General features: G+C 73.9%; 26 protein-coding genes and 1 pseudogene. 14 read left to right on the top strand and 13 right to left on the bottom strand.

Annotation, left to right across the window (positions count from 1 at the left end):
• The first annotated feature begins 1 nt into the window (after position 1).
• The gene (locus tag ACL02R_RS04230; RefSeq protein ID WP_412795479.1) at positions 2–1,639 is read left to right on the top strand and encodes an NADH-quinone oxidoreductase subunit M; all 1,638 of its coding nucleotides are present in this window, start codon (positions 2–4) and stop codon (positions 1,637–1,639) included.
• Positions 1,640–1,721: 82 nt separating this feature from the next.
• The gene (nuoN, locus tag ACL02R_RS04235) at positions 1,722–3,329 is read left to right on the top strand and encodes an NADH-quinone oxidoreductase subunit NuoN (RefSeq protein ID WP_412795480.1); all 1,608 of its coding nucleotides are present in this window, start codon (positions 1,722–1,724) and stop codon (positions 3,327–3,329) included.
• Between the two features lie 88 nt (positions 3,330–3,417).
• Here the strand turns inward: nuoN and ACL02R_RS04240 are convergent, their stop codons facing one another.
• Together ACL02R_RS04240 and ACL02R_RS04245 are read right to left on the bottom strand one after the other, a co-directional pair.
• A complete protein-coding gene (locus ACL02R_RS04240; protein WP_412795481.1) occupies positions 3,418–3,930 on the bottom strand; it encodes a hypothetical protein in 513 nt (170 codons plus the stop codon).
• Positions 3,931–4,127: 197 nt separating this feature from the next.
• Positions 4,128–4,688, bottom strand: a complete 561-nt coding sequence (locus ACL02R_RS04245; RefSeq protein WP_412795482.1) for a hypothetical protein — start codon at positions 4,686–4,688, stop codon at positions 4,128–4,130.
• A gap of 217 nt (positions 4,689–4,905) precedes the next feature.
• Between ACL02R_RS04245 and ACL02R_RS04250 the strand changes: the two genes are divergently transcribed.
• Positions 4,906–5,916, top strand: coding sequence for a polyprenyl synthetase family protein (locus ACL02R_RS04250; protein WP_412795483.1), 1,011 nt, complete (start codon positions 4,906–4,908; stop codon positions 5,914–5,916).
• A gap of 244 nt (positions 5,917–6,160) precedes the next feature.
• Positions 6,161–7,117 carry a LolA family protein gene (locus ACL02R_RS04255; protein WP_412795484.1) on the top strand — a complete coding sequence of 319 codons (957 nt, stop codon included), beginning with the start codon at positions 6,161–6,163 and terminating at the stop codon, positions 7,115–7,117.
• Positions 7,118–7,564: 447 nt separating this feature from the next.
• Here the strand turns inward: ACL02R_RS04255 and ACL02R_RS04260 are convergent, their stop codons facing one another.
• From ACL02R_RS04260 to ACL02R_RS04275, 4 genes are all read right to left on the bottom strand, one after another.
• The gene (locus ACL02R_RS04260; RefSeq protein WP_412795485.1) at positions 7,565–8,503 is read right to left on the bottom strand and encodes a phosphotransferase family protein; all 939 of its coding nucleotides are present in this window, start codon (positions 8,501–8,503) and stop codon (positions 7,565–7,567) included.
• Positions 8,500–9,996 (bottom strand): MFS transporter, encoded by a 1,497-nt coding sequence (locus tag ACL02R_RS04265; RefSeq protein WP_412795486.1) that lies wholly within the window; start codon positions 9,994–9,996, stop codon positions 8,500–8,502. Before ACL02R_RS04265 ends, ACL02R_RS04260 begins: the two co-directional genes overlap by 4 nt.
• A 62-nt stretch (positions 9,997–10,058) precedes the next feature.
• Positions 10,059–10,616 carry a TetR/AcrR family transcriptional regulator gene (locus ACL02R_RS04270; protein ID WP_412795487.1) on the bottom strand — a complete coding sequence of 186 codons (558 nt, stop codon included), beginning with the start codon at positions 10,614–10,616 and terminating at the stop codon, positions 10,059–10,061.
• A gap of 235 nt (positions 10,617–10,851) precedes the next feature.
• Positions 10,852–11,223, bottom strand: a complete 372-nt coding sequence (locus ACL02R_RS04275; RefSeq protein ID WP_412795488.1) for a winged helix-turn-helix transcriptional regulator — start codon at positions 11,221–11,223, stop codon at positions 10,852–10,854.
• A gap of 96 nt (positions 11,224–11,319) precedes the next feature.
• On the opposite strand from ACL02R_RS04275, the gene ACL02R_RS04280 reads away from it, so the two are divergent.
• A complete protein-coding gene (locus ACL02R_RS04280) occupies positions 11,320–12,204 on the top strand; it encodes an NAD(P)-dependent oxidoreductase (RefSeq protein WP_412795489.1) in 885 nt (294 codons plus the stop codon).
• A gap of 5 nt (positions 12,205–12,209) precedes the next feature.
• Here the strand turns inward: ACL02R_RS04280 and ACL02R_RS04285 are convergent, their stop codons facing one another.
• A complete protein-coding gene (locus ACL02R_RS04285) occupies positions 12,210–12,698 on the bottom strand; it encodes a MarR family winged helix-turn-helix transcriptional regulator (protein WP_412795490.1) in 489 nt (162 codons plus the stop codon).
• A 194-nt stretch (positions 12,699–12,892) separates the two neighbouring features.
• On the opposite strand from ACL02R_RS04285, the gene ACL02R_RS04290 reads away from it, so the two are divergent.
• The 3 genes and pseudogenes from ACL02R_RS04290 to ACL02R_RS04300 all read left to right on the top strand — a co-directional run bounded on the left by ACL02R_RS04290 (position 12,893) and on the right by ACL02R_RS04300 (position 15,287).
• Positions 12,893–13,540, top strand: a complete 648-nt coding sequence (locus ACL02R_RS04290) for a nitroreductase family protein (protein ID WP_362966995.1) — start codon at positions 12,893–12,895, stop codon at positions 13,538–13,540.
• Positions 13,541–13,569: 29 nt separating this feature from the next.
• A complete protein-coding gene (locus ACL02R_RS04295; RefSeq protein WP_412795491.1) occupies positions 13,570–14,514 on the top strand; it encodes an NADP-dependent oxidoreductase in 945 nt (314 codons plus the stop codon).
• Positions 14,515–14,535: 21 nt separating this feature from the next.
• Positions 14,536–15,287: pseudogene (locus ACL02R_RS04300) on the top strand (phosphotransferase).
• A 33-nt stretch (positions 15,288–15,320) separates the two neighbouring features.
• Here the strand turns inward: ACL02R_RS04300 and ACL02R_RS04305 are convergent.
• Positions 15,321–15,737: an ankyrin repeat domain-containing protein gene (locus ACL02R_RS04305; RefSeq protein ID WP_412795492.1), complete on the bottom strand. Its 417-nt coding sequence runs from the start codon at positions 15,735–15,737 to the stop codon at positions 15,321–15,323.
• Between the two features lie 76 nt (positions 15,738–15,813).
• On the opposite strand from ACL02R_RS04305, the gene ACL02R_RS04310 reads away from it, so the two are divergent.
• Positions 15,814–17,058: a sensor histidine kinase gene (locus ACL02R_RS04310; RefSeq protein ID WP_412795493.1), complete on the top strand. Its 1,245-nt coding sequence runs from the start codon at positions 15,814–15,816 to the stop codon at positions 17,056–17,058.
• On the opposite strand, the gene ACL02R_RS04315 is transcribed toward ACL02R_RS04310, so the two are convergent.
• The gene (locus tag ACL02R_RS04315; RefSeq protein WP_412795494.1) at positions 17,016–18,410 is read right to left on the bottom strand and encodes a hypothetical protein; all 1,395 of its coding nucleotides are present in this window, start codon (positions 18,408–18,410) and stop codon (positions 17,016–17,018) included. The genes ACL02R_RS04310 and ACL02R_RS04315 overlap by 43 nt on opposite strands.
• A 45-nt stretch (positions 18,411–18,455) precedes the next feature.
• On the opposite strand from ACL02R_RS04315, the gene ACL02R_RS04320 reads away from it, so the two are divergent.
• Positions 18,456–18,962: a DinB family protein gene (locus ACL02R_RS04320; protein ID WP_412795495.1), complete on the top strand. Its 507-nt coding sequence runs from the start codon at positions 18,456–18,458 to the stop codon at positions 18,960–18,962.
• Positions 18,963–18,999: 37 nt separating this feature from the next.
• Here the strand turns inward: ACL02R_RS04320 and ACL02R_RS04325 are convergent, their stop codons facing one another.
• Positions 19,000–19,407: a hypothetical protein gene (locus ACL02R_RS04325; RefSeq protein WP_412795496.1), complete on the bottom strand. Its 408-nt coding sequence runs from the start codon at positions 19,405–19,407 to the stop codon at positions 19,000–19,002.
• A gap of 213 nt (positions 19,408–19,620) precedes the next feature.
• Between ACL02R_RS04325 and ACL02R_RS04330 the strand changes: the two genes are divergently transcribed.
• The 4 genes from ACL02R_RS04330 (at position 19,621) to ACL02R_RS04345 (ending at position 23,236) form a co-directional block, all read left to right on the top strand.
• Complete coding sequence (locus ACL02R_RS04330; protein ID WP_362967011.1) at positions 19,621–19,812, top strand: hypothetical protein; 192 nt, start codon at positions 19,621–19,623, stop codon at positions 19,810–19,812.
• A gap of 37 nt (positions 19,813–19,849) precedes the next feature.
• On the top strand, positions 19,850–20,215 hold the full coding sequence (locus ACL02R_RS04335) for a hypothetical protein (protein WP_412795497.1): 366 nt from the start codon (positions 19,850–19,852) through the stop codon (positions 20,213–20,215).
• Between the two features lie 34 nt (positions 20,216–20,249).
• Positions 20,250–20,951 (top strand): response regulator, encoded by a 702-nt coding sequence (locus tag ACL02R_RS04340; RefSeq protein ID WP_412795498.1) that lies wholly within the window; start codon positions 20,250–20,252, stop codon positions 20,949–20,951.
• Positions 20,952–21,064: 113 nt separating this feature from the next.
• Entirely contained in the window at positions 21,065–23,236 is a 2,172-nt protein-coding gene (locus ACL02R_RS04345; protein WP_412795499.1) for an MMPL family transporter, read from the top strand.
• Here ACL02R_RS04345 and ACL02R_RS04350 read toward each other — a convergent pair.
• The 3 genes from ACL02R_RS04350 to ACL02R_RS04360 all read right to left on the bottom strand — a co-directional run bounded on the left by ACL02R_RS04350 (position 23,124) and on the right by ACL02R_RS04360 (position 25,970).
• Positions 23,124–24,305, bottom strand: coding sequence for an aminoglycoside phosphotransferase family protein (locus tag ACL02R_RS04350; protein WP_412795500.1), 1,182 nt, complete (start codon positions 24,303–24,305; stop codon positions 23,124–23,126). The genes ACL02R_RS04345 and ACL02R_RS04350 overlap by 113 nt on opposite strands.
• 105 nt (positions 24,306–24,410) lie before the next feature.
• On the bottom strand, positions 24,411–25,103 hold the full coding sequence (locus ACL02R_RS04355; protein WP_412795501.1) for an HAD family hydrolase: 693 nt from the start codon (positions 25,101–25,103) through the stop codon (positions 24,411–24,413).
• Positions 25,104–25,970 carry a GntR family transcriptional regulator gene (locus ACL02R_RS04360; RefSeq protein ID WP_412795502.1) on the bottom strand — a complete coding sequence of 289 codons (867 nt, stop codon included), beginning with the start codon at positions 25,968–25,970 and terminating at the stop codon, positions 25,104–25,106.
• Positions 25,971–26,111 lie beyond the last annotated feature (141 nt).

Below are 26,111 nucleotides of genomic sequence, written 5' to 3' on the forward strand. Positions count from 1 at the left end.
CATGTCATTTCCCCTGCTGACGGCCACGGCGGTGGCCCCGGCGCTCGGCGCCGTCGTCACCGCCGCGGTGCCCGCCGCGCGGCGGACGGCCGCGAAGTGGCTGGCGCTCGGCTTCTCGCTGCTCACGGTGGCGCTGGCGGCGGCGGTCGTGCTGCGCTTCGACACCGCGCCGGGCGCCGACCGGTTCCAGCTCACCGAGTCGCGGTCCTGGATCCCCGACTTCGGCGTCAGGTACGAGCTGGGCGTGGACGGCATCGGCGTCGCGATGATCGCGCTGACGGCCGTGCTCGTCCCGTTCCTCATCGGCGCGGGCTGGAACGACGCGGACCCGGTGGACGGCGAGACCCCCGCGAACCGGCGCTGGCGGCCCACCCAGGGCTTCTTCGCGCTGATCCTGATGGTCGAGGCGATGGTGATCGTCTCGTTCGCCGCGACCGACGTCTTCCTCTTCTACATCTTCTTCGAAGCCATGCTGATCCCGATGTACTTCCTCATCGGCGGCTTCGGGGACCGCGCGGGGGAGCAGGGCGAGGAGGGCCAGGCGCGCCAGCGGTCGTACGCGGCGGTCAAGTTCCTCCTCTACAACCTCGCGGGCGGCCTCATCATGCTGGCCGCGGTGATCGGCCTGTACGTGGCGACCGCCGACCAGCTGCCCGAGGGCACGTTCTCCCTCCAGGCCATCCTGGAGGCGCGGCAGTCCGGTGAACTCGACTTCGCGGCGGACACCGAACGCTGGCTGTTCCTCGGCTTCTTCTTCGCCTTCGCCGTCAAGGCGCCGCTGTGGCCGCTGCACACGTGGCTGCCGAACGCGATGGGCGAGTCCACCGCGCCGGTCGCCGTGCTGATCACGGCCGTGGTGGACAAGGTCGGCACGTTCGCGATGCTGCGGTTCTGCCTCGGCATGTTCCCGGAGGCGAGCGAGTGGGCGACGCCGGTCGTCGTGACGCTGGCGCTCGTCAGCATCGTCTACGGCGCGCTGCTCGCCATCGGGCAGCGCGACATGAAGCGGCTGATCGCGTACGCGTCCATCAGCCACTTCGGCTTCATCGTGCTCGGCGTCTTCGCGATGACCAGCCAGGGCCAGGGCGGCGCGACGCTGTACATGATCAACCACGGCATCGCCACGGCGGCGCTGATGCTGGTCGCCGGCTTCCTCATCGCGCGGCGCGGGTCGCGGCTCATCGCGGACTACGGCGGCGTGCAGAAGACGGCGCCGGTGCTGGCCGGGACGTTCCTCGTCGGCGGCCTGGCGACGCTGTCGCTGCCGGGGACGGGGCCGTTCGTCAGTGAGTTCCTGGTGCTGGTCGGCGCGTTCAGCCGCTGGCAGGCGGTGGGGATCATCGCGTGCACCGGCATCGTGCTGGCCGCGCTGTATGTGCTGCTGCTGTACCAGCGCACGATGACCGGGCCGGTCAAGGCGGGCCTGGAGAAGCTGCCCGACCTGCGCGTGCGCGAGGTCGCCGTGGTGGCGCCGCTGATCGTGCTGCTGGTCTTCCTCGGCGTCTACCCGCGGCCGCTGACGGAGATCGTCGATCCGGCGGTGGAGCACACGCTGTCCGACGTGGACCGCCACGATCCGCGGCCGCAGCACGAGATCGCGGAGGCGGAAGAGACAGCGGAAGCGGAGGCCGGCGAGTGAGCGGGGCGAGCGCGGCCGGAACGGGCCGGACCGCGCGTAGGGCGGGCAGGGCGGGTATGTCGGGTAGCGAGGAGAGTGGCGCATGATCCCGGGTGAGTTGCAGGCGCCTGACATCGAGTGGAGCGCGCTGTCGCCCAGCCTGATCGTCTTCGCGGCGGCCGTGCTCGGCGTGCTGGTCGAGGCGTTCGTGCCGCGCAGGCACCGGTATGTGACCGAGGTGGTCATGTCGGCGCTGGCGCTGGCGGGCGCGTTCGCCGCCGTGGTGGTGCTGGCGTCCGGCGGGCACGCGACGAGCGAGGCGCAGATCGCGGGCATGGGCTCGCTGGCGGTGGACGGCCCGGCGCTGTTCCTCCAGGGCGTGATCGTGCTGGTCGGCCTCGTGTCGGTCTTCCTCTTCGCCGAACGGCGGCTCGAACCGGCGGCGCACGGCGCGGCGGTCGACTCGTTCGCCGCCCAGCCGGCCGCCGTGCCGGGCGGGCGGGCCGAGCAGGAGGCGGTGCGGGCCGGGCACACGACGACGGAGATCTTCCCGCTGCTGCTGTTCGCGGTCGGCGGCATGCTGCTCTTCCCGGCGGCCAACGACCTGCTGGTCCTGTTCATCGCCCTCGAAGTCCTGTCGCTGCCGCTGTACCTGCTGTGCGCGCTGGCGCGCCGCAGGCGGCTGCTGTCGCAGGAGGCGGCGGTCAAGTACTTCCTGCTGGGCGCGTTCGCCTCGGCGTTCCTGCTCTTCGGCATCGCGCTGCTGTACGGGTACGCGGGCTCGGTCTCGTACACGGTGATCGGCGAGGTCGTGCGCGGCGAGATCGGGACGCTGGACCCGGGCCTCGCCGGGACGATGGGGAACGACGCGCTGCTCCTGATCGGCGGCGCGATGCTGCTGGTGGGGCTGCTGTTCAAGGTGGGCGCGGTGCCGTTCCACATGTGGACGCCCGACGTGTACCAGGGCGCGCCGACGCCGGTGACGGGCTTCATGGCCGCCGCGACGAAGGTGGCCGCGTTCGGCGCGATCCTGCGGCTGCTGTACGTGGTGCTGCCGGGGCTGCGCTGGGACTGGGAGCCGGTGCTGTGGGGCGTCGCGATCGCGTCGATGGTCGCGGGCGCGGTCATCGCCGTGACGCAGACCGACGTGAAGCGGCTGCTGGCGTACTCGTCGATCGCGCACGCGGGCTTCATCCTGTCCGGTGTGGTCGCGGTGAGCGAGGACGGGGTGTCGTCGGTGCTGTTCTACCTGGCGGCGTACTCGTTCGTGACGCTGGGCGCCTTCGCGGTGGTCACGCTGGTGCGGGACGCGGGCGGCGAGGCGACGCACCTGTCCAAGTGGGCCGGGCTGGGGCGGCGTTCGCCGCTGCTGGCGGCGGTGTTCGCGCTGTTCCTGCTGGCGTTCGCGGGGATTCCGCTGACGTCCGGGTTCGCCGGGAAGTTCGCGGTGTTCCGGGCGGCGGCGGACGCGGGGGCGATGGGCCTGGTCGTGGTCGGCGTGATCGCGTCGGCCGTCGCGGCGTTCTTCTACGTGCGGGTGATCGTGCTGATGTTCTTCAGCGAGCCGAAGGCCGAGGGGCCCTCGGTGGTGATCCCGAGCCCGCTGACGATGTCGGTGGTCGCGCTGGCGGCGGCCGTCACGGTGGTGCTGGGCGTCGCGCCGCAGTACTTCCTCGACCTGGCGAGCCAGGCGGGCGTGTTCGTGCGCTGACGGCCCTGGAACGGAGACGGCGGCCCGGTCGCCCCCTCGGTGGGGGACCGGGCCGCCGTCATGCCTCCCGGGGCGCGCCGCGCGTGGCTCAGAAGAGCTTGGTGTAGGTCTCCTCAAGCCCCGACTCCCATACGACGGTCATCGTCCCGTCGTCGTTGAGCACCGTGGTCGCCGACATGTCCGCCCATGTCTCCGTGCCGAACTCGCTGCACTCGGTGAACGTGAAGGTGTCCGCGGTCAACGTGCCATGGCAGACATCGCCCTCCGCCCCCAGATCTTCGTAGAAGGTGACACCCGAGCCGACGAAGTCCAGGTTGTGGGATCCGCCTGTGTCGTTCGGATCGACGTACCAGCTGCCGTCGTAGCCGCCCTCGGCATCGCCGTTCCCCAAGTCGCCCTCGTCGAAGTCTGGCAGGTCCGGCACGTCTTCCTCGTCCGGCACATCGGGGTCCGGGACATCGGGCAGATCGCTGTCGTCCGGCATCTGGATGTCCTCGGCGCCGACGCCGAAGGGCGGCTCGGAGTCGTCCCCGCAGCCGGTGAGTACCAGTGCCGACGCCGCGGCGACGGCGGGCAGGGCGAGCCGTATGGACCTGTGCATGGTTTCCCCTCGTTTTGCTCTGCTTGTACACCAAGCTGTCCCGGCAGATTAGCCGCCCCCGGCCCGGGGGAGAATCCATCGTTACGTGGCCATGGCAATCGCCGCTGGACTGATACGTCGGGCGGTCCCGGCGTACGGGCATGGCGACGGCCCGGTGCCCGCGTCCGCCGGGGCGCCGGGCCGTCGCCGTGCGTGTGTCAGGAGTCGGCGAGACGGCCGGGCTCGTAGTCCTGGACCAGGCCGGAGCTCCAGGTGACGACGAGGTGGTCCTCGGCCTCCATCCGGACGTCGGCCTCGGTGTCGGTCCACGCCTCGTCGCCGTACTGCTCGCACTGGAACGATATGTGGCCGTTGATCACCGGGCCGACGCAGACGTCGCCCTCGTTGGCGCCCTCGATGTCGGTGTCCTCCTGGTAGATGGCCTGGCCGTCCTGGAAGCGGAAGACCGGGTCGAGGACGTCCGGGCCGACCTGCCAGTCGCCCTCCAGCTGCTCGGCGGTGGGCGCCTCACCCGGCACGTCGCCCGTGCCCGCGGTGTCGGAGCCGGGGGCGTCGGGAGCCTCGGATTCCTCCTCCTCGGCGGGCGGCGCGGGGTCCTCGACCTCCGTGCCGCCGTCGGACTCCTCCTCGGCCGGAGTCTCCGACGAGCCGCCGTCCCCCAGGCCGAAAGCCGCGTCCTCGTCGTCGTTGCATCCGGTAAGGACGAGAGCGGCGACGGCCGCGGTCACGGGCAGGACGAGCCTGATTGACCTGTGCATGGGTTCCCCTCAACGTTGTGCTCGTCCGAGCACATTAGCTGAACATCTGCAACGGCTGTCCGGTTGTTACCCAGCTGTGGAGAACGATGCGGGACTGCGGCGAATTGATCACCCGGTGCCGAGGACGTGACGACAGACGGTACGTCCCCGGCGGTGATCCACCACCGACCGGCTACGCTGCGGGGGACAACGCACCGGAAGACAGGGGAGAGCGCTCGTGACCGTCGTGGGGCCCTTCGGGGTGAGCGTGCGGGACCCGGCCCTGGAAGCCGATGTCCAGGCTGGTCTGACAGCCGTCGAGGCCGGGCTGGTCGAGGCGACGAAGAGTGATGTCCTCTTTATAACGGAAGCGGCGCAGCACCTCGTGCGCGCGGGCGGCAAGCGGTTCAGGCCGCTGCTGCTCCTGCTGGCCGCGCAGTTCGGCGATCCCCACGCGCCGGGCGTCGTGCCCTCGGCCGTGGTCGTCGAGCTGACGCACCTGGCGACGCTGTACCACGACGACATCATGGACGAGGCCGAGGTGCGCCGCGGCGTGCCGAGCGCCAACGCCCGCTGGAACAACTCGGTGGCCGTCCTCACCGGCGACTTCCTCTTCTCCCGGGCCTCCTCGATAGTGGCCGAACTCGGCACGCAGGCCGTCCGCATCCAGGCGGAGGCGTTCGAGCGGCTGGTGACCGGCCAGATCCAGGAGACGGCGGGGCCGCAGGAGGGCGAGGACCCGATCGCGCACCACCTCGGCGTCATCGCGGGCAAGACGGGCTCGCTGATCGCCGTGGCGGGGCGGATGGGCGCCATGATGTCGGGCGCCGACGAGTCGGTGGTGAACACGCTCGCCCAGTACGGCGAGCGCATCGGCACGGCGTTCCAACTCGCCGACGACGTCCTCGACATCACGAGCGACGGCCGGGAGTCCGGCAAGACGCCCGGCACCGACCTGCGTGAGGGCGTGGCGACCCTGCCGGTGCTGCGGCTGCGGGAGATGGTCGCCAAGGGCGGTTCGGCCGGGGACCGCGCGCTGCTCGACCTGCTCTCGGGCGACCTGACGGACGACGCGCGGCACGCGGAGGCGCTGGCCGGGCTGCGGGCCCACCCGGCGCTGGCGCGGGCGCGGGCGGACGCGCTGTCGTTCGCCGAGCAGGCGCGGCAGACGCTGGAGCCGCTGCCCGACATGGCGGCGAAGGCGGCGCTCGCCGAACTGTGCGACGCGGTGGCGGTCCGCACGTCCTGACCCGTTCTCCACCACGACCCACCACGACCCACCACGAGGGGGCGTGCGGCATCGGCCGCGCGCCCCCTCGCGTCGTGCCGGGCGCGGTCCGGGGGGTGTCCGGCGGACCCTTACGGGTACCGGCCCTCTGGACGACAGCCGGTCATCCGCTGGGAGTAGGGCGGATGCCTCCCTCCGGTGGATGCCCGGATCGTCCCGAGCTGGTGCACTGGTAGGTGTCCAGACGGAGTGGAGGGGATATCGGATGGCTGTGCACAGGAGCCTGCGCCGTGCGGCCGTCCCGATCACCGTGGCGGCCGGTGTCGCCGCCGTGGGGGTCGGGGTCTGGCCTGCGCTCGCGAACGAGGGGGGACCCGAGCTGCCCGACGTGACGGCGCAGGAACTCGTGGTGCGGATCGCCGAGTCGGAGACGGCCCAGCTGTCCGGCACGGTCAGGGTCTCGGCCGATCTGGGGGTGCCCGACTTCGGCGGCATCCTGGACGGGGCGGTCGACTCGCTGGACGGCCCGGCGGGGCGCCTCGCGGCCCTCGCCACCGGCGAGGGCCGGGTGGACATCGCCGTGGACGGCCCCGACCGGCAGCGCCTGACGGTCTCGGGCGGGTCGGGGGACTCCGGCGAGCTGGAACTCGTGCACGACGGCGAGGAGCTGTGGGTCTACGACAGCGCGAGCGCGACCGTGCTGCGCGGCGAGGTGCCCGCGGAGGCGGAGGCCGGTGCCGGGCGGCACGAGGCGCCGTTCGACGCCCTGTCGCCCCAGGAGGCGGCGGACCTGCTGCTCGACCGGCTCGGCGAGCACGCCGACATCACGGTGGACGGCACGGCGCGCGTGGCCGGGCGCGACGCGTACCGGCTGCTGGTCGAGCCCCACGACGACGTCCTGGGGGAGGAGGCGGGGGACGCGGGCCCGACCTCCGCGCGGATCTCCGTGGACGCGGAGACGGGCGTGCCGCTCGCGGTGACGGTGCGGACGGCCGGGGACCAGACGCTCGACGTCGCGTTCTCGCGGATCGACTACGCCCAGCCGGCGGGCAGCGTCTTCGACTTCACGCCCCCGAGCGGCGCCCGGGTGATCGACCTGGCGGACGACCCGGCCGCGCTGGAGGAGCTGCTTCCCGAGGACCTGCTCTCCGGCGAGGCCCTGCCGGAGGGCTTCCCCGACGACCTGCTGTCGCTCGACCCGTCGGGCGACTCCGGCTTCTGACACCAGGTCACCCCGCCGCCACCCGTACGCCGCCCCGCGCCCCCGGCACCGCCGGGGGCGCGGGGCGGCGCTGTGGGGGCGTGCCCCCGGCGCCCCGGCGGGCACGGTCGTCGCGCGGACAGCGCGCCTGGCGCTCGCCGGGGTCCGTCTCCAACCGGAGCGTCCGGCCGCTCGCGGCTCCCTGGCCTGGGCCTCGGGTACGTCCGCTCGCAAGGCACCGGATCGTCCCCGCACCGGCCGTACTCGGGCGATGCGACGACGCGGCGAGCAGGGCGACCCCTTCGGCGACGGACCCAGGGGCTCGGCCGTGACACGTACGGACGCCCTCGGTGCCTGCGCTGAACGGCGCGTCCACGACGAACCGTTGCCGCCAGCGCCGTGCCGTGCTCCCGCGGGCGCGGTGAGCGGTGCGCGCCCGCTGTTCGGCTCTGCCGAAGGGGAGGGCGGTCAGGGGGCGTAGCGGGTGAGCAGCGCGTCGATGTAGTCCTCCAGGCGGTGGGTGACCAGCTCGGGGGTGAGGTCGGTGCGGCCCAGTGAACGCCAGGGGGACACGACCCGTTCCGCGTCCGGGGCGAAGGCCAGGGCGTCCAGCAGGCGCCAGTGGAGGTGCTCGCCGGGCGCGGGCGTCAGGACGCCGCCCGCCGCCTCGTACAGGCCCGCGAACGCGAGCCCGTGCGCCGGGCCGTGCAGCAGCGCCAGGGCGGTCGCGCAGTGGGCCACGTCGAGGTCGGCGGGGCCCCAGGAGGTCTCCACCCAGTCCACGACACCGCTGACGCGCCCGTCCGGGGTGAACAGGACGTTCCCCGGGTGGAAGTCGCGGTGCAGGAAGCGGCCCTCGTACGGCGGGGGTTCGCGGTCGATGGCGGTGACGGCGCGCCGCCACAGCCCTGGCCGGCGGGTGTCCGGGGGCACGCGGACGCGGTCCGGTGCCGTCCACGCCTGGTACGGGCGCGGTCTGGCGTCCGCGTCCACCCGCAGGCCGTGGACGCGGGCGAGGAGGGCAGCCAGGGCGGGGGCGGCGTCGGGTTCGTCGCGCCGTATGCCAAGGCGCAGCGCGCCGGGCAGGCGGGTCATCAGCAGGGAGGGGGCGTCGCAGTGCGCGCCGGTGGGATCGACGGCGACCAGTCGGGCCGCGGGGATGCCGCTGCCGTCCAGGAGGCGCAGGACGTCGGCCTCGCGCGTCAGGAGGCCGGGCGCGTGGCGGCGGAAGAACGGGGTGGTGAACTGGCGCAGGACCAGCTCCCGTTGGCTGGTGCGCAGGAGGCGCATGGCTGAAGTCCAGCCGCCGGACAGGACGGTGGCCGACTCGACGCGCTCGCCCGGCCGCAGGACCCGGGCCAGCCAGGCCCGGGTCGCCGCGGCGAGGGGAGCGGGTGCTCCGGTCACATGTGGACCGCGGGGGCGTCGCCCGCGGCTGGTGTGGGGACGCCGCGCCGGTAGACGAACAGGCAGATCACCGCGCCGGCGACGAAGAAGCCCGCCGACCACCAGTAGGCGGTGGAGAAGCTTTCCAGCGCGGCCATGGCCTGGTTGACCGGGTCGCGCGGGTCGTGGGTGGCGAGGTAGTCGTCCGACGCCCCGGCGGCGAGGCTGCTGAGGACCGCCGTGCCGATGGAACCACCGATCTGCTGCATGGTGTTGACGGTCGCGGAGGCCACACCCGCGTCCTCGGGCAGCACGCCGGAGATCGCCAGGTTCATCGACGCGGCGATCATCAGGCCGATGCCGAGGCCCATCACGATCAGCGGCGGCAGGACGTGCGCCGCGTAGGAGCTGTCCAGGCCCAGTTCGGTGAGCCACACGAGGCCCCCGGCGGCGACGGCCATGCCGAGCGGCACGACCGGCCGGGGCCCGAAGCGGGGGAGCAGCCCCGTCGTGGACAGGGTGGCCGCGACGGTCAGCGCGGCGATCATCGGCAGGAACGCGAGCCCGGTCTCGACCGGCGTGTACTGGAGGATCGACTGAAGGTAGTAGGTGAGGAAGAGGAATATCCCGAACATGCCGACGCCGCTGATGAGGACGGCGATGAACGACGCGCCGCGGGTGCGGTCCAGCAGGACGCGCAGCGGCAGCAGCGGCTGCGGGGCGCGGAGCTGCCAGCGGACGAAGGCGGCCAGCAGGATCGTTCCGGCGATGAGGAAGCCCCAGGTGCCGGGGTGCGCCCAGTCGTGCGACTCGACGTTGGCGAAGCCGTAGACGACGCAGAAGAGCCCGAGCGACACCAGGACCGTGCCGGGCACGTCCAGCCGGATGGACCGGTCGCGCGGGGTGCGGGCCAGCAGGGCCAGGCCGCCGACGAGGGCGATCGCGGCGAAGAAGAGGTTGACGTAGAGGGTCCAGCGCCAGCTCAGGTGCTCGGTCAGCAGGCCGCCGAGGAGGAGGCCGATGGCACCGCCCGCGCCCGCGACGGCCCCGTAGACGCTGAACGCCTTGGCGCGCTCCTTGGTGTCCGTGAAGGTCGTGGACAGCAGGGACAGCGCGGCGGGCGCCAGCAGGGCGCCGAACACGCCCTGGAGGGCGCGCGCGGTCACCAGGACCCCGAAGTTGGGGGCCGCGCCGCCGATCGCCGACGCGAGGGCGAAGCCGACCAGGCCGGTGAGGAAGACGGGCTTGCGGCCGAAGAGGTCGGCGACCCGGCCGCCGAGCAGCAGCAGGCTGCCGAAGGCCAGCGCGTAGGACGTGACGATCCACTGCCTGCCGCTGTCGGAGAAGTCCAGGGCGTGCTGGGCGGAGGGGAGCGCGATGTTCACGATGGTCGCGTCGAGGACCACCATCAGCTGCGCGACGGCGATGACGGCCAGGACCCACCAGCGGTGTCCCGGGCGTTCTGCGGCGGTGCCGGACGGCGGACCGGCCGGTGTGGTGAGGGTCTGTGCCATGGTTCGGGTGGGCTCCGATGGTGCTGCCGGCCTGGTGGCCGGGCGGCCGGATCGCTGCACGGCTAGCTGTGCAGCAGGGCGGGAAGGAGTGCTTCGTCGAGGAACCGGACGAGGTAGACGTCGTCGGCGTACTCGTCCTGGAGCAGCGGGCGGCAGAGCACCGAGCCGAACACCAGCTGGCCGAGCCAGGCTGTCGCGGCGGGGCGTGCGGGCAGCTCGCCCCGCGCCACGGCCCGGTCGACGATGGCCGCCAGCATGGCGTCCTGCGGGACGACGAGGGTCTCCCGCAGGGTGCTCGCCAGCTCCTTGTCGAGGAGCATGGCGCGCGCGAGGCCGCTGATCAGCACGGTCTCGTCCGCCGCCTTGTTCGCCATGGCGGTCAGGATCACCAGCAGGTCGCCCCGCAGGCTCCCGGTGTCCACCTGGCCGAACCCGTCGGGGCGCGACGCGTTCAGCGCCGCCGCGACCAGGCCGGGCTTGCCCCGCCACTGGCGGTAGAGCGTGGCCTTGCCGCAGCGCGCGCGGGTCGCGACCGCGTCCATCGTCAGCCCCTCGTATCCCACCTCGTGCAGCAGCTGGAGGACGGCGGCGAGCACTTCGGTCTCGCGCTCGGCCGTCACCCGGGGGCGGCGGGACGGAGGATCGGCCTCGGATCCGGTGGGCGGGACGGCGGGGGGACCGGCGGGGTGGATGGGGTGGCTCCTCGGAGAAACGGGTGGGGAGGGGACCGGAGCGGATCGGAGGAATGAAGATGGAACGGAACCGTTCCGTTCCATCGGTAAGCGTAGGCGGGGACGCGGATGGAACGCAAGCGTTCCATCCGTCGGGCCGCCCCGCCCCGCCCGGCGCGCGGCGTCAGACCGCGACGTCCGCCGGGTCCGCCAGCTCCGGGTACGCCGCGACACCCAGCATGTGCTCCTTGCCCCACGCGCCCAGCGGGACCAGCGCCGCGTTCAGCGACACCCCGGCGGGCGTCAGCGAGTACTCGACGCGCGGCACCGTCTCGTCGAACACCTCCCGGCGCACGATGCCCGCCTCCTCCATCTCGCGCAGATTCGACGCGAGCACCTTCTCGGAGATCCCCGGCAGCAGCCGGCGCAACTCGCCGAAGCGGTGCGCGCCCTCGTCCAGCGCCCACAGGATCGTGACCTTCCACCGCCCCTCGATCAGCCCCATCGCCGCGTCGATCCCGCAGTCGTACGCCCCGGGCCGTAGTGTCCTCGCCATCCCACACGCCTCCCACCTGCCGACTCACCCCGAGGTGAGTGCCCACTTCGAAGTGCGTACTTGATGCTCATTCCACCGTGAACGAGCCTAATCCGCATGACTGACAACGCCGGACAGCCGGCTTCCCTGACCCTCCTCGGACTCGGCGCCATGGGCACGGCGCTGGCCCGCGCCTGGCTCGCCGCCGGGCACCGCGTCACCGTCTGGAACCGCACCCCGTCCCGCGCCGCTCCCCTCGTCGCCGAGGGCGCCACCGCCGCGCCCACCGCCGCCGAGGCCGTCGCCGCCTCCGGCCTCGTGGTCGTCTGCCTGCTGGACGACGCGTCGGTCGGCGACGCGCTGGCCGACGCGGAGCTGACCGGCAAGGACGTCGTCAACCTGACGACCTCCACCCCCGGCGAGGCCCGCGAGCGCGCCGCCTGGGCCGCCGGGCGGGGCGCCCGCTTCCTGGACGGCGGGATCATGGCCGTGCCGCCGATGATCGGGACGCCGGGCGCGTACGTGTTCTACAGCGGCTCGCGCGAGGCGTTCGAGCGCCACGAGGCGGTCCTCGCCGTCCCGGCGCGCACCGCGTACGTCGGTGAGGACGCCGGGCTCGCGGCGCTGCACGACGTGGCGCTGCTGACGGCGATGACCGGCATGTTCGCGGGCGTCACCCAGGCGTTCGCCCTCGTCGGGGGCGCGGACGTCGCCCCGGGGGACTTCGCCGGGCTGCTCGCGGACTGGCTCGGCGCGATGACCGGCAGCGTGCACGAGGTGGCGGCCCAGCTCGAAGGCGGCGACCTCACGAAGGGCGTGACCTCCAGCCTCGCGATGATGGCGGCGGGCAACGGCACGCTGGTCCGCACGGCGGAGGAGGCGGGCGTCGGCAACGAACTGCTGGCCCCCTTCATGGCCCTGATGGAGCGCCGCGTCGCCCAGGGGCACGGCGACGAGGGCCTGGCCGGACTCCCCGGCCTGCTGCGCACCGGCGGCGCCTGAGCCGGTCACGCGCCGGTGGCGCCCCCGTCCGCCGGGTGCAGCAGCTTGCCGAGCAGGACGGCGAGCTGGTCGCGCTCCGCCGGGGTGAGCGCGGCGAACGTCCGGTCGAGGAACGCGGGGGCCGCCGCCTCGGCCCGCGCGAGCTGCGCGCGGCCCGCGTCGGTCAGCGTGACGGCGTACGCCCTGCGGTCGGCGGGGTCGCGCTCGCGGCGGACCTGGCCCGCCGCCTCCAAGCTGTCGCAGATGCCGACCATGACGGTGCGGTCGATGCGCAGTTCCTCGCCCAGCGCCCGCTGTGAGCACGGGCCGACGGCGTCCAGCATGCGCAGCACGAGGTGCTGGCCGACGCCGGTGCCGAGGGCCTGGGCGTGGGTGTCGGCGGCGCGGGCGACGGCGGTGGAGGCGCGGCACAGCGCGATGTCGGGGCGTTCGGCGGCGAGCCGGGCGAAGTAGCCGGCGGTGCCGGTCGTGGGCGGTGTGGTCCTGGTCGGCACGGCGGGCTGGTTCCTCTCGTGGGCCGGGTGCCGCCGACCGTACCAGAAAACGTCTGGGCGCAGATTGTTTGACAGCCGACGATCGCGGACCTAGGTTCGTGCATCGTCGGTGCGCAGATCATCAGTCCGCAGACGAATGCGCGATGTGGTCCGGCGCCGGCCCACGCCCGCCGTTCCCGCGCGAAGGACCCCGCATGACGCTCGACCTCACCCCCGACCAGCTCCTGTCCACCACCCGCGCCGTCCGCAGGCGCCTCGACCTCACCCGACCGGTCCCGCGCGCCCTGATCGAGGAGTGCGTGGACCTCGCCACCCAGGCCCCCACCGGCCGCAACCGGCAGCGCTGGCACTTCCTCGCCGTCACCGACCCCGCGCGCCGCCGGACCGTCGCCGGGATCTTCCGCCGCGCCCTCGACGCCAACCTCCCCCAGCGGCTCACCGACGACGACGTGCGCCGCATGTACGCCGCCCCCGGCAGCATGGAGCGCATCGCGGGCGGCCTGCGCCACCTGTACGACAACGCGCACCGCATCCCCGCGTTCGTCATCCCCGCCGTCGAGGGCCGCACCGACCGCGCCTCCGTCACCGACCAGGCGGGCACCTGGGGGTCGATCCTCCCCGCCACCTGGAGCTTCATGCTGGCCGCCCGCGCCCGCGGCCTCGGCACCGTCTGGACCACCGCCCAGGCGCCGCTGGAACGCGAACTCGCCGCCGCGCTCGGCGTCCCGTACGAGCGCGTGATGCTCGCCGCGTTCCTCCCGCTCGGCTTCACGATCGGCACCGACTTCCGCCCCGCGCGCCGCGTGCCCCGCGAGGAGGTGCTGCACTGGGACCGGTGGTGAACCCGGCCAGGGGGCGCCAGCATGGCCGTATGAGAGCGATCACTCAGGACCGCTTCGGCGACCCCGGCGTCCTGACCCTGGCGGACGACGTCCCGCGCCCCGAGCCGCTGCCCACCGAGGTCCTGGTCCGCGTGCGCGCGGCGGGCGTCAACCCCGTGGACCTGAAGACCCGCGAGGGGGAGGGCATGGCCTCCGTCGTCGGCCCCCCGCCGTTCACGGTCGGCTGGGACGTCGCCGGGACCGTCGAGGCGACCGGGCGCGGCGTCACCACGCTGGCGGTGGGGGACGACGTGTTCGGGATGCCGTGGTTCCCGCGCCGCGCCGGGGCGTACGCCGAGTACGTCACCGCGCCGTCCCGCCACTTCGCGCGCATGCCGCCGGGGCTGAGCCACGAGCGGGCCGCCGCGCTGCCGCTGGCCGGGCTGACGGCGTGGCAGACGCTCGTGGACACGGCGGACGTGCGGGAGGAGGAGCACGTCCTGGTGCACGCGGCGGCGGGGGGCGTGGGGCATCTCGCGGTGCAGATCGCGGTGGCGCGGGGCGCGCGCGTGACCGGGACCGCCAGCGCGGCGAAGCACGACTTCGTGCGCGGCCTCGGCGCGGCGGACGTCGTGGACTACACGCGCGTGCCGTTCGAGGAGGCCGTGCGCGACGCCGACGTGGTGCTCGACCTGGTGGGCGACCCGGAGCACCAGCGCAGGTCGCTCGACTGCCTGCGGCCCGGCGGCCTGCTGATCGCCGTGCCCGGCCGCCTCGATCCGGAGGCGGCATCGGAGGCGGAACGGCGCGGGCTGCGCGCGACCGGCTTCCTCGTCGAGCCCGACCGCGCCGGGCTCGACGGGCTGGCCGCCCTCGTCGCCCGGGGCGCGCTGCGGACGGAGGTCGCCGCCGTCCTGCCGCTGGCCGAGGCGGCTCAGGCGCACCGGCGTGTCGCGGAGCGCCGCACCAGTGGCAAGGTGGTCCTGAAGGTCTGACAGTGTGACAAGTGGGGGTTCATGGGGGCGGAGCACGGCGGGGTGCCGCTGGCGGGCGGCATGGCCGACGCGGGCGCGGTCGTACGCCACGGCGACGAGGTCGAACGGCCCGCGCCGCCGCACGCCGCCGCCCTCCACCGGCACCTCCGCGCCCTGGCGGCGGCCAGGTTCGGCGGCGCGCCCGACACCGCCGCGCGCCGAGAGCGGCCGGCGTTCGTGCCGGGCGACGTGCCGCTGCCGCCGTTCCCCGCCTGGGCGATGACGGAGGACGCGCTCGCCCGCGTCGGCGGCCTGCTGCGCCGCCTGCACGACGCGTCCGCCGCCTGGCCCGCCGACCTGGCCGACCCGCGCGGCGGCACGCTGCTGTGCCACAACGACGTGTGCCCGGAGAACGTGGTGTTCCGTGACGGCCGCCCCGCCGCCCTTATCGACTTCGACCTCGCCGCCCCCGGACGGCCGCTGTGGGACCTGGCGATGGCCGCGCGCTACTGGGCGCCCGTCCTCGACCCGGAGTCCGCCGGAGCGGCGGGCCGCGGCGGGCTCGGCCCCGTACGGCGCCTGCGGGTGCTGGCGGACGGGTACGGGCTGGCGCGTGAGGGGCGGGAGGAGCTGGTGGAGGCCGTCGGGGAGGCGATCGCGGCGGGGCGGGTCGCGGGGGCGACCCGGTGTACCGGGCGTCGTTCGCCGCGTACGGCGGCTGGAGGCGCTGGGACCGGATCGGGGAGTGGTACGCGCGGACGCGGGGGACGTTCGTCCGCGCGCTGCTCGCCTGATCCGCCGGGCGGGGACCGCCGGGTGGCGCGTGGTCAGTCCCGGCCGAACAGTTCCAGCAGTTCCGTGCGGCCGAACATCTGCGCCGTGTCCACCGCCGACGGCTGCCCGGCGGCGGGGTCGGCGCCCGCGTCCAGCAGGACCCGTACGACGTCGGCCGCGCCCTTGAACACGGCGCCCGCCAGCGGGGTCTGGCCCTTGTCGTTGCCCCGGCCCGCGTCGGCGCCGCGCGCGAGCAGGGCGCGGACGGTCTCCGCGTGCCCGTGGTAGGCGGCCAGCATGAGGAGCGTGTCGCCCTTGTCGTTGCTCAGGTTCGGGGGGACACCGGCGTCGACGTAGGCGGCGACGGTGTCGGTGTCGCCGTCGCGCGCGAGGTCGAAGATCTTGGTCGCGAGCTGGAGCACCTCGGGGTCGTGCGCCGGTTCGTTGCTCTCGGGTGCCGGGCCGGTCATGGGGACGTCCTCCTCGATCGAGGCAGCCGGGAGCGGACCGTGCTGCCGTATGACCAGCCTACGTACTCTGTCCCCCATGGATGCCCCCCAGCGCCAGGTGTTCCGGGTGGACGGGGCGGTGTGGCTGGCCGGCGCGGTGCTGGCCGCCGAGACCGCCGCGCTGCCGTTCCGCGAGCTGGACCAGCCGGGCGCCGTGACGCTGCTGGGCGTCCTGCCGCCGCTGCTGGCCTGGGCGTCGCTGCTCGTGCGGCACCGCTGGCCGGTGGGCGTGGCGGTGGCCGCCATGGTGGTGTCGGCCGTCCACTACCCGCTGTCGGCGGCGGACGGCGTTACGCCGATGCTGGTGTTCGTCCTGGCCCTCTACACGGTGACGCGGTCGGGGCGGCTCGTGGCGGGGATCGCCATCGCGGTGTCGGCGATGCTCGCGATCGCGTGGGGCGAGTTCATCGTCGGGGCGGCCGACCAGCGGCACGTGGACAACACGGCCATCGTCCTGCTCAGCGGCTGGTTCGCGAGCCTCGTCCTCCTCGGGCACACCATGCGCGTACGGCAGGCGTACCTGCGCGAGGCCGAGCAGCGCGCGCTGGCCGCCGAACGCGAACGGGACGTGCGCGCCCGCCAGTCCGCCACCGAGGAACGGCTCAGGCTCGCCCGCGAGCTGCACGACGTCCTCGGGCACAACATCTCGCTCATCAGCGTCCAGACGGCCGCCGCCCTGCACCGCAGCGCCAAGCGGCCCGGCGAGACGGCCGAGCTGATCGCGGCCCTCACGTCCGTGCGCGACACCAGCAAGGCGGCGCTGCGCGAACTGCGGGCCACGCTCGGCGTGCTGCGCCAGGTGGACGAGGAGGCGCCGGTGACGCCCGCCCCCGCCGGGCTCGACCGCCTCGCCGAACTGGCCGGGCGCGCGGGCGCCACCGGTCTCGACGTCACCGTCACCGCCGAGGGCGAGGCGCCCGTCGTCCCGCCGCAGATCTCCCTGGCGGCGTACCGCATCGTGCAGGAGTCGCTGACCAATGTGACGCGCCACGCGGCGGCGACGCGGGCGGACGTCACCCTGACCTGGCTGCCGGGGGAACTGCGGCTGCGAATCGAAGACGATGGGGGCGACGGGGGCGGTACGCCGGACGGGCCGCCCGTGGCGGGCAGTGGCAGTGGCAGTGGTATCGGCGGGATGGCGGAACGGGCACGTGCGCTGGGCGGGGAATTCGAGGCGGGGAGGACCGGCCGGGGATTCCGGGTGACGGCGTGGCTGCCGCTGCCGGACGGGGAGCCGGGTCAGGGCGCGGCGGGTACGGCCACGCGCCAGTCCGCGTTGTAGGTCCCGGGCACCTCCACGGTCCGCCAGCCCTCGCCTGGCGCCGGGTCGTCGCCGCGCAGCACCGCCGCGTCGGGCGGCCGTTCCCCCGCGCCCGCCGTCGTGCAGCCCAGCGTGTGGGCCACGGGGATGGCCTGCGGGCCGTCGAGCACGCACGGAGGGCCCACCCCTTCGCCCCGCAGGACGTCGGACACACGCTCCCAGTCGGCGCGCGCGTTCTCCTGGATGCGGGCGTGCGCGCGCAGCACGGTCAGCTGGAGCGCGAGCTGCCCGGCGACCAGGACGACGAGCAGCGTCGCGGCGGCGGGGGCCGACAGGTGGGACGTGAAGCGTTCGAGGCCGAGGATGGCGGGCAGCGCCAGCAGCGCGTAGACGGGCAGCAGGAAGCGGGCCGCCGCGTAGTCGATCAGGAAGAGGTAGGTGAACGACATGGAGAACGCGGTCACCACCAGCAGCCCCACCTGGCGGCGCGCCGCGTAGAGCCCGAGCGCCACGAGCGGCGGGAGCAGCAGCCACCACACCAGCAGTTGCCACGCCATGGGATCGCCCTCGCAGGGGCGGCACAGCAGCGGCCCGTCCAGCGCGGTGGCGTGCTTGAAGAGGGAGAACGTGAGGCCCGTGCCGCCCTGGATCTCGCTCGCCTCGGCGAGCCGCTCCCGTACGCCGCCGAACCGCCGTTCCGCCTCCACCACCCACGGGCCGACCCCGGCGGCCAGCCCCGCCAGCACCGCGCTGAGCGTCCTGGGCCGCCGCCAGGCCGACAGCAGCAGCGGCAGCGCCAGGAAGACGGCGTCGCTCGCGCGCATCAGGCCCGCCACGGCGACGGCGGCGGCGAGGCCGAGCCACATGTTCCGGCGCGCGCAGCCCACGGCGGCGACGGCGGCCATCGCGACGTAGTGGTTCGGCATGGCGGAGCCCGCGTAGAACAGCGCGAACCACAGGCTGCCGTACGCGGCGGCGGCCACGGGCACCGCCGCGCGGCTCGCGAACTCACCCACCCAGGGGCGGAATCCCAGGTACAGCGCGAGCGACGCCATGACCGTCAGGTAGCAGCGCAGCACCACCACCGAGTCGGTGACCAGCGCCACGGGCGCCACCAGCAGCGGCACCCCCCGGGAGCGCGGCGCGCTGAACGGCGTGGCGGGCCCGAACGCGTCCCACCGGCTGACGTACACGATCTCGTCCCACCCGAGCGCCAGCCAGGGCGGCACGAGCACCAGCCCGACCGCGCCGAACAGCACGGCGACCACCGCCAGCGCCCGCGCGGGCCCGCCCGCCGTACCGGCGCGCCCGATCCGTCTGATCCACTTGACCCGCGCCACCGGCTCCTCGGCCGGAACATCACGAACGTCCATATACGCCCGAATATCACACCGTCAGCGCTTACCGAAGGACCCACGATGGCCACCGAACGCCCCGACCCGCCCCTGACCGGCGACGAACGCGCCACGCTGCGCGGCTTCCTCGACCACCACCGCGCCACCCTGGCGTGGAAGTGCGACGGCCTGACGGACGAGCAGCTGCGCCGCGCCGCCGTGCCGACGTCCGCGCTGTCGCTCCTCGGCCTGGTCCGCCACATGGCGGAGGTGGAGCGCACGTGGTTCCGCCGCGTCATCGACGGGGAGGACGTGCCGCTGGTGTGGTCCGCCACCGGCGACTTCCAGGCGGCCTACGACGCCGGCACCGCGACGCGTGCCGAGGCGTTCGCGGCCTGGGAGGCGGAGGTGGCCCACGCGCGCCGTGTCGAAGAGGCCGCGCCGTCCCTGGACGTGACGGGCGTCGTCGGCAAGACGGGGGAGACGGTGTCGCTGCGGATGGTGATGCTGCACCTGATCCACGAGTACGCGCGGCACAACGGGCACGCGGACCTCATCCGGGAGGCGGTCGACGGACGCACGGGCGTCTGACGCGCCGCCGCCGTTTCGGCGGCTCAGTTCCGGTCGCTCAGTACCACCGGCGCGGCGGCACCGGCGGGTACGCGGCCCCGGCCCTGAACCGCAGCCACGCCTCGTCCAGCTCGGCCTCCGAGGCGAAGCGGAACGCGCACAGCGACCGCTGGCTGCCGACGTCCCCGTACAGGTCGATGTCCAGGACGGCGCCGATGTTGCGCAGCACGGCGCGCTCGCGCCGGAAGAGGGCGTGCCACCCGTTGCCGAGGTTGACGGTCCCGCACTCGTCGTCCTGGAGCGCGTGCACCGTCCACAGGGAGAGGATCTCGGCGGCGGCCGAACCGCACTCGGGCGCGCTGCACCGCAGCCCCCAGGTCCTCCGGCAGGTGCCGCGGTCGAGCACCGGACAGTCCAGTCCGCACGCCTGCCAGTGCACGTCGCGGATCTCCGCGGGAATGCCCATCTGCCGCTCCTCTCGCCCGTCCGCCTGCCGTGCCTATCACGGCTGCTCGGCGCCGCGGCCCCGCACACGCGCGGGCCGGGTGCGGCGGCGTGCGGGGGCGGGAGCGCGGTGGTGCGGCTGCCTTATGCGTTCGGGGTGTTGCGCGCCCGCGCGGAGTTGCCGCACAGTGCACGGGGGTACGCGCCGGGCCGACGTTGGGGAGAGGGTGACGCCATGCCGGACGTCCTGCTGGTGGTGCTCGCGATCCTGCTCGCCTGGATCGTCGTCGGCCTCGGCTTCGCGGCGCTCCTCGGCGCGACACTCGGCCGCCGCGCGCGAAAGGGCCGCCGGGAGGGCCGTTACACTTCCACACCTGGCAACTCGGGTGACGCAAGCTCCTCTTCGGGCAGCTCAGGCGGGGTCTGACCCGCGCGGCCCGAGGGGTACGAGGGGGCGGGCGCGGATGGCGGACCAGGATCTGCACACACGGGAGTCACGCCGCGTGGTGGAACGGCTCACCGGCGCGGGGTGGGAGCTGGCGGAAGAGGCTGCCAGGCTGGGCAGGGCCGCCCTGGTGTACGACAACGGCCGGGCGTTCGACGAGCGGGAGCTGTCCCTCCACCTGCTGTCCCCCGACGGCCGCGCGGTCGCCTTCTTCCCGGTTTACGGGGGCTCCCTCGAAGGCACACTCGACGCCATCGTGCGCTTCCAGGACCGCGTGTCCCCCGAGGACTTCCACGGCATGGCCGAAGCGGTCGTCGCGGCCTGCCCCGAGGCCTGCCTCCAGGAGGGCGAGGACGACGAGCCGCGTCTCCTGACGCTCGGCTGACCGGACCCGGTGCCCCGGCGCCTACGCTGTGGCCATGACCGCCACGTCCCCGGGGGACCGGGACCCACGCCCCGTACGCGTCCTCCTCGCCGACGACCAGAAGCTGGTGCGGGCCGGGTTCCGGTCGATCCTGGAGGACGAGGACGACATCGCCGTCGTCGGCGAGGCGTCCGACGGGGCGGAGGCCGTGCGGCTCGCGCGTGAACTGCGGCCCGACGTCGTCCTGATGGACATCCGTATGCCGGTGCTCGACGGCCTCGCCGCCACGCGCGAGATCGTCGCGGACGAACGGCTCGCGGACGTGCGGGTGCTGATCCTCACCACCTTCGACGTGGACGACCACGTGTACGGCGCCCTGCGCGCGGGCGCGTCCGGCTTCCTCGTGAAGGACACCGAGCCGATGGAGCTGCTGCACGGCGTCCGCGTCTGCGCGCGCGGTGACGCGCTGATCGCGCCCGCCGTGACGCGGCGGCTGATCGCCGAGTTCGCCGGCCGCGCGCGCCGGCCGGAGCCGGGGCCGCGGCTGAACGGGCTGACCGCGCGCGAGCGCGAGGTCCTCGGCCTGGTCGGCGCGGGCCTGACCAACGACGAGATAGCCGGGCGGCTCGTGCTCAGCCCGGCCACGGCGAAGACGCACGTCAGCCGCGTGATGACCAAACTGGCGGTCCGCGACCGCGCCCAACTGGTCGTCCTCGCCTACGAGTCGGGCCTGATCACGCCCGGCTGGCTCGGCTGACCGGCGTCAACTCCGGTGGTACGCGCGCCCGCCGCCGTACGCCCGCGGTGGTACGGCGGTTGTCCACCCCCGTGGGACGCGGCGGGGTGAACCCCGCGACGACGGTGGTGCGCATGAACACGACCGCGCCCTCACCGCCCCGTCCACCGGCCACGCCCGGCCGTTCTCCGTTCGCCCGCCTCGCGGGCTTCTCGTACCGCCACCGGAAGCTCGTCCTGCTCCTGTGGGCGGTCCTGCTCGCCGGCGTCTGGGCCGTCGCGAGCGCCACCGGCGACGACTACCGCGAGGACTACTCCCTGCCCGGCACCGACTCCCAGCACGCCGCCGACCTGCTGGCCGCCCACGGCGCCGACCAGGGCGCCGACACCCTCGACATCGTCCTGCACGACGACGCGGGCCTGCGCGCGGGCGGCACCGAGGAGCGCGTCACGGCCATGCTGGCGGAGGTCGGGCGCCTGCCGGGCGTGGCCGAGGTGGCCGATCCGTACGCCACCGAGGCCGCCGTGTCCGCCGACGGCACGACCGGGTACGCCACCGTCGTCCTCACCGTCCCCTCCGAGCAGCTGGAGACCGCGGCCGTCCAGGACATCCTGGACACCGCCAGGACCGCGCAGACCGACGGGCTCCGGGTCGAGCTGGGCGGCGACGCCGCGCGGCAGCTCGCCGAGAGCGGCGGACCCGGCGAGGGCCTCGGCATCCTCGCCGCGCTGGTCATCCTCGTCTTCCTCTTCGGCAGCGTCGTCGCGGCCGGACTGCCCGTGATCACCGCCCTGTTCGCCGTCGGCTCGGCGCTCGGCGCGATCGTCATCGCCTCGCACGTCTTCACCATCGCCGACTACACGCCCTACATGATGATGCTCGTCGGCCTCGGCGTCGGCATCGACTACGCGCTGCTGATCTTCGCCCGCTTCCGCACCGAACTGGCCGCGGGCGCCACCCCGGAACGCGCCACCGGGCACGCCATGGACGCCGCGGGCCGCACCGTCTTCTTCGCCGGCTGCACCGTCATCGTCGCGCTGCTCGGCCTGGTGGCCCTCGGCCTCGGCTCGCTCCAGGGCATCGGCCTGTCCGTCGCCGTCACCGTCCTCGTCACCATGGCCGCCGCGCTGACGATGCTGCCCGCCCTGCTCGGCTTCTTCGGCGCCCGCTTCGCCCGCGGCTTCGCCCAGCGGGACGCGAAGCGCGCCGCGCGCGGCAGGCGCCCGTCCGGCGACCGCTGGCGCACCGTCGCCACCGCCGTGCAGCGCCGCCCGCTCACCGCCCTGCTGGTCGCCGTCGTCGCGCTGCTCGGCCTGTCCGCGCCCGCCCTCGGCATGCGCCTCGGCTTCGCCGACGCGGGCAACGACCCCGGGGGCACCACCAGCCGCGCCGCGTACGACCTGCTGTCCGACGGCTTCGGCCCCGGCTTCAACGGCCCCTTCGCCGTCGTCACCGAGGGCGGGGACGAGGGCGCCGAGCGCGCCGCGGCCGAGGCCGCCGCCGTCCTGGCGGACACGCCCGGCATCGCCGCGACGACCCCGCCCTTCCCGTCGCCCGACGGCGCGGTGGCGACCGTCGTCGCCTTCCCCGATTCGGCGCCCCAGGACGCGGAGACGGCCGACCTGCTCGGCGAGCTGCGCGACGACGTCCTGCCCGCCCTGGCGGAACGGACCGGCGCCGAGCACGTGGTGGGCGGCGCGACGGCGGCGAACGAGGACTTCGCCGCCACCACGGCCGCGCGCATGCCGCTGTTCATCGGCCTGGTCGTCGGCGTCTCGCTGCTGCTCCTGCTGGTCGTCTTCCGCTCGTTCCTCATCCCGCTGAAGGCCGCCCTGCTGAACCTGCTGAGCATCGGCGCGGCGCTCGGCGCGATGACGGCGGTGTTCCAGCACGGGCTGTTCGGCGTCGAGCCGGGCCCTGTCGAGTCGTTCCTGCCGGTGATGATCTTCGCCGTCGTCTTCGGCCTGTCGATGGACTACGAGATCTTCCTCGTCTCCCGCATCCACGAGGAGTGGCGGCGGCACGGCGACCACCGCGCGGCGGTACGGGAGGGCCTGGCGCACACCGGGTCGGTCGTCACGGCGGCCGGGGCGATCATGATCGTCGTCTTCGGGTCGTTCCTGCTCAGTTCCGACCGGATGCTTCAGCAGATGGGCTTCGGCATGGCGGTGGCCATCTTCGTGGACGCGGTCGTCATCCGCTGCCTCGTCGTCCCCGCCGCGATGCAGCTGATGGGCCGCCGCGCCTGGTGGCTGCCCGCCTCGCTGGCGCGGTCGCTGCCGGTGGTGGAGCTGGAGCGCCACTGAGCCCGCCCCCTTCCCCGGGTCCGTCGCCGAGCCCGGCACGCCACGCGGCGTAGGCCCCCGCCACGGCGCCGGGTCCCGGCACCCGGCCAAGACCCAGCATCCGCGCCGCCGCCCGCAGGGCCGCGCCCACCACCTCGCCCGCGCGGGCCAGGCTCGCGTCGAGCTGCCCCGGTGGCGCGGCCCGTACGAGGAACGCCTGCCGGATCACGTCCGTGAAGACCGACTGCACCCGTTTGTACGCCAGGTAGCGCGGCAGGTCCCGCGCGAACCCGTCCGACGCGCCGGGCAGCGACGCCTCCACGGCGCGCGCCCAGCGCGCCAGGACCTCGGGCTCCTGGGCCGGGGGGTAGCGCATCAGGTGCAGGTGCGTGGCGAGGTCGTACAACGGGTCGCCCACGAGGGCCAGTTCCCAGTCGATCGTCCACAGCAGGCCGTCCGCCTCGGCGACGATCAGGTTGTCCCGGTGCAGGTCGCCGTGGAGCAGGCAGAACGGCCGGTCCGTCAGCCGCGACGCCTCGCGCGACAGCGGCCCCGAGGGGCCGAGCACCCCGGGGCCGATGTGCAGGGAGGTGAACAGCCCCTCCATCGCGGGGCGGTGGACGGCGTAGACGCGGCGCCGCGTGAAGCGGATCAGGCCGTGCAGGAACTCCCGGCTGTTGCGCGGGCGGAGCACCACGGGGCAGCGGTGCACGAGCGCCATGGCGCTGGGCGGCACGGTTGCCAGCCGCCCCGACAGCTCGGCCAGCTGGGAGAGTTCGCCGCCGCTCAGCGGGGTGCCGGGCGGGCGCGACACGGACAGCGCCTCGCCCTCGATGTAGCCGTGCACACGCAGGTCGTCGTCCGGGCTGCCCAGCTGGTACACGGGCGCGATGCGCTGCATCCCCAGCAGGGCCAGCTCGATCAGCACGTCCTCCTCGCTGCCGAAGCAGCGCGGGTCGAAGCGGTGCACGCCGGGGCGCGGGCGCCCGGCCTTGAGCCGCCCGAGTGCCGCCAGTTCGCCCTCCGCCCGCACGACCTGCCAGACGCGGTGGTTCCCGCGAAGGGTAGGCCGTGGCGGCGGCTGGCTCATGGCGTGCGTCCCCCGACGGTCGTGCGTCCCCCGGCACCGGTGCGTGCGAGTAGGTGAACCGTACGCCCCGCGACCGCTTGTGCCGATGGCTCAAAAGAGTGCAACTCATCCGTAGGTCGGGGTGATGAGGGCGGTGAGGACCAGTTCGAGCGACCCGACGACGTGCTCGGCGCCGGCCGTCCTGAAGGCCGCCACGAGGGCCTCGGTCGGTGCGTAGCCGAGGAACGGGACGCCCGCCGCGCGTGCCGCGTCGAGGTCCGCGACGCTGTCGCCGATCATGAGCGCGCGGCGCGCGGCGGTCCGTGTGGAGGCCAGGGCGCGTTGGAGCGAATCGGGATGCGGCTTGAGCAGCGTGATGTCGTCCGTGCGCCCGTGCACGCGGCCCCCGAGGTAGCCGGAGAGGTGCTGGCGGCGCAGGTAGTGCTCGGCGGCGAGCGCCGAGTTGTTCGTCGCGATGGCGACCTGCCGCCCGCGCCGGGAGAGCGCGGCGATCAGCGCGGCGGCGTACGGCGTCGGCCGCGCGCTGGCGGCGGCCGACACCTCCTCCCGCGTGAGCGCCGCCTCCAGCCGTTCGACGAGTGCGCCCCCGGGGCGGCGGCGCGCTATCTGGCGGAGCACCTCGTGGGGGTCGGGGGTGGTCCGCAGCTCGTCCGTCAGCAGGGCGGACGCGGACAGCTCGGCCGTCAGCTCGCGGAGCTTCCCGGCGATGGTCTCGGCGCTGTGGACGGCGAACAGCCGGCAGACCGGTCCGTCGAAGTCGAAGAGAACACAGCGGGCGTTACTGATGAGTTCCCTCATCTAACCGAGTGTGAGCGGTTGTGCCAGCGTTGACCAGAGGGACTCGAACCACAGCTGTGACTCTTCAACAAACGCGGTGTCGGACGAGGAGCGGAAGATCTTGGAGCTGAGACCGAGCACGTCGTAGATCTCCAGCTGTTCGTGCTCGTATTCGACCACGCGCGGCACCACTTGGTAGTAGGCGCTGAGCACTTCGGCGCCGTTCAGCAGATAGAGCTTCTGCACAGGAGTGATGGGGACGCTGCGGATCTCGACGCTGACCTTCGGGACGAGCTGCATCTCGGCGAGCGACGTCAGCTGGTGGCGCAGCGAGGTGGAGAACGTGCGGGTGATCTGCCGCAGCCGGGCCAGCGGCCGCGGGTCGTCGGGGTCCGAGACGAGCCGGGGGTAGGCCAGCGGGGCGTCCGGGTTGGGCAGCAGGGCCCGGATGGAGATGGAGCGCGGGGTGAGCCGACCGGTGGAGATCGCCATGACGGGCCCGGCGAGCGCGGCGTTGAGGGTCTCGGTGGTCAGGCAGAAGGCGTCGATGGACACGTCGGCCGCGTGGAACGCCACGGCGATGCGGTCCACCACCTCGACCCCGGCGGGGCGGGGCGTGTCCTGCCCTGGCACGGTGACGACCGCGGGCGCGCCGCGGCCACGGGCACTGAGGTAGCCCTCGCGTTCGAGGATCGCCAGCGCCTGGCGGATGGTCGTCCGGTTGGTGCCGAACTCCTCCACCAGGGCCCGCTGGGTGGGCAGCCGCGCGTGCTCCGGCAGCTTCCCCACCCGTATCCGTTCGCGCAGCACCCCCGCCACGTGGTCGGGAGAGGCCGCCTCATCGGTGGTCCGCATGGCATCGCCGTCCGGTGCGATCTCCTGACTCACGGCTCAACACCCTACAACTTTCGGACAGATGCGGAAGGTTGATCTCCAGACGTTTCCAACTGGCTGCCAACTGGGGAAAACAAGCATATAGTTGGTGGACAACCTAACCAACTTCGAAGAACTTGAATCAAGTTGTCGTGA

The sequence above is a fragment of the Streptomyces sp. MS19 genome (assembly GCF_047200595.1).
Classification (GTDB): Bacteria; Actinomycetota; Actinomycetes; order Streptomycetales; family Streptomycetaceae; genus Streptomyces.

What these genes read in the sequence shown, in the direction of transcription:
- ACL02R_RS04230 (WP_412795479.1), top strand. Translation starts at nt 2, where the DNA reads ATGTCATTTCCCCTGCTGACGGCCACGGCGGTGGCCCCGGCGCTCGGC.
- nuoN (WP_412795480.1), top strand. Translation starts at nt 1,722, where the DNA reads ATGATCCCGGGTGAGTTGCAGGCGCCTGACATCGAGTGGAGCGCGCTG.
- ACL02R_RS04240 (WP_412795481.1), bottom strand. Translation starts at nt 3,930, where the DNA reads ATGCACAGGTCCATACGGCTCGCCCTGCCCGCCGTCGCCGCGGCGTCG.
- ACL02R_RS04245 (WP_412795482.1), bottom strand. Translation starts at nt 4,688, where the DNA reads ATGCACAGGTCAATCAGGCTCGTCCTGCCCGTGACCGCGGCCGTCGCC.
- ACL02R_RS04255 (WP_412795484.1), top strand. Translation starts at nt 6,161, where the DNA reads ATGGCTGTGCACAGGAGCCTGCGCCGTGCGGCCGTCCCGATCACCGTG.
- ACL02R_RS04265 (WP_412795486.1), bottom strand. Translation starts at nt 9,996, where the DNA reads ATGGCACAGACCCTCACCACACCGGCCGGTCCGCCGTCCGGCACCGCC.
- ACL02R_RS04275 (WP_412795488.1), bottom strand. Translation starts at nt 11,223, where the DNA reads ATGGCGAGGACACTACGGCCCGGGGCGTACGACTGCGGGATCGACGCG.
- ACL02R_RS04280 (WP_412795489.1), top strand. Translation starts at nt 11,320, where the DNA reads ATGACTGACAACGCCGGACAGCCGGCTTCCCTGACCCTCCTCGGACTC.
- ACL02R_RS04290 (WP_362966995.1), top strand. Translation starts at nt 12,893, where the DNA reads ATGACGCTCGACCTCACCCCCGACCAGCTCCTGTCCACCACCCGCGCC.
- ACL02R_RS04295 (WP_412795491.1), top strand. Translation starts at nt 13,570, where the DNA reads ATGAGAGCGATCACTCAGGACCGCTTCGGCGACCCCGGCGTCCTGACC.
- ACL02R_RS04305 (WP_412795492.1), bottom strand. Translation starts at nt 15,737, where the DNA reads ATGACCGGCCCGGCACCCGAGAGCAACGAACCGGCGCACGACCCCGAG.
- ACL02R_RS04310 (WP_412795493.1), top strand. Translation starts at nt 15,814, where the DNA reads ATGGATGCCCCCCAGCGCCAGGTGTTCCGGGTGGACGGGGCGGTGTGG.
- ACL02R_RS04315 (WP_412795494.1), bottom strand. Translation starts at nt 18,410, where the DNA reads ATGGACGTTCGTGATGTTCCGGCCGAGGAGCCGGTGGCGCGGGTCAAG.
- ACL02R_RS04320 (WP_412795495.1), top strand. Translation starts at nt 18,456, where the DNA reads ATGGCCACCGAACGCCCCGACCCGCCCCTGACCGGCGACGAACGCGCC.
- ACL02R_RS04325 (WP_412795496.1), bottom strand. Translation starts at nt 19,407, where the DNA reads ATGGGCATTCCCGCGGAGATCCGCGACGTGCACTGGCAGGCGTGCGGA.
- ACL02R_RS04330 (WP_362967011.1), top strand. Translation starts at nt 19,621, where the DNA reads ATGCCGGACGTCCTGCTGGTGGTGCTCGCGATCCTGCTCGCCTGGATC.
- ACL02R_RS04335 (WP_412795497.1), top strand. Translation starts at nt 19,850, where the DNA reads ATGGCGGACCAGGATCTGCACACACGGGAGTCACGCCGCGTGGTGGAA.
- ACL02R_RS04340 (WP_412795498.1), top strand. Translation starts at nt 20,250, where the DNA reads ATGACCGCCACGTCCCCGGGGGACCGGGACCCACGCCCCGTACGCGTC.
- ACL02R_RS04345 (WP_412795499.1), top strand. Translation starts at nt 21,065, where the DNA reads ATGAACACGACCGCGCCCTCACCGCCCCGTCCACCGGCCACGCCCGGC.
- ACL02R_RS04350 (WP_412795500.1), bottom strand. Translation starts at nt 24,305, where the DNA reads ATGAGCCAGCCGCCGCCACGGCCTACCCTTCGCGGGAACCACCGCGTC.
- ACL02R_RS04355 (WP_412795501.1), bottom strand. Translation starts at nt 25,103, where the DNA reads ATGAGGGAACTCATCAGTAACGCCCGCTGTGTTCTCTTCGACTTCGAC.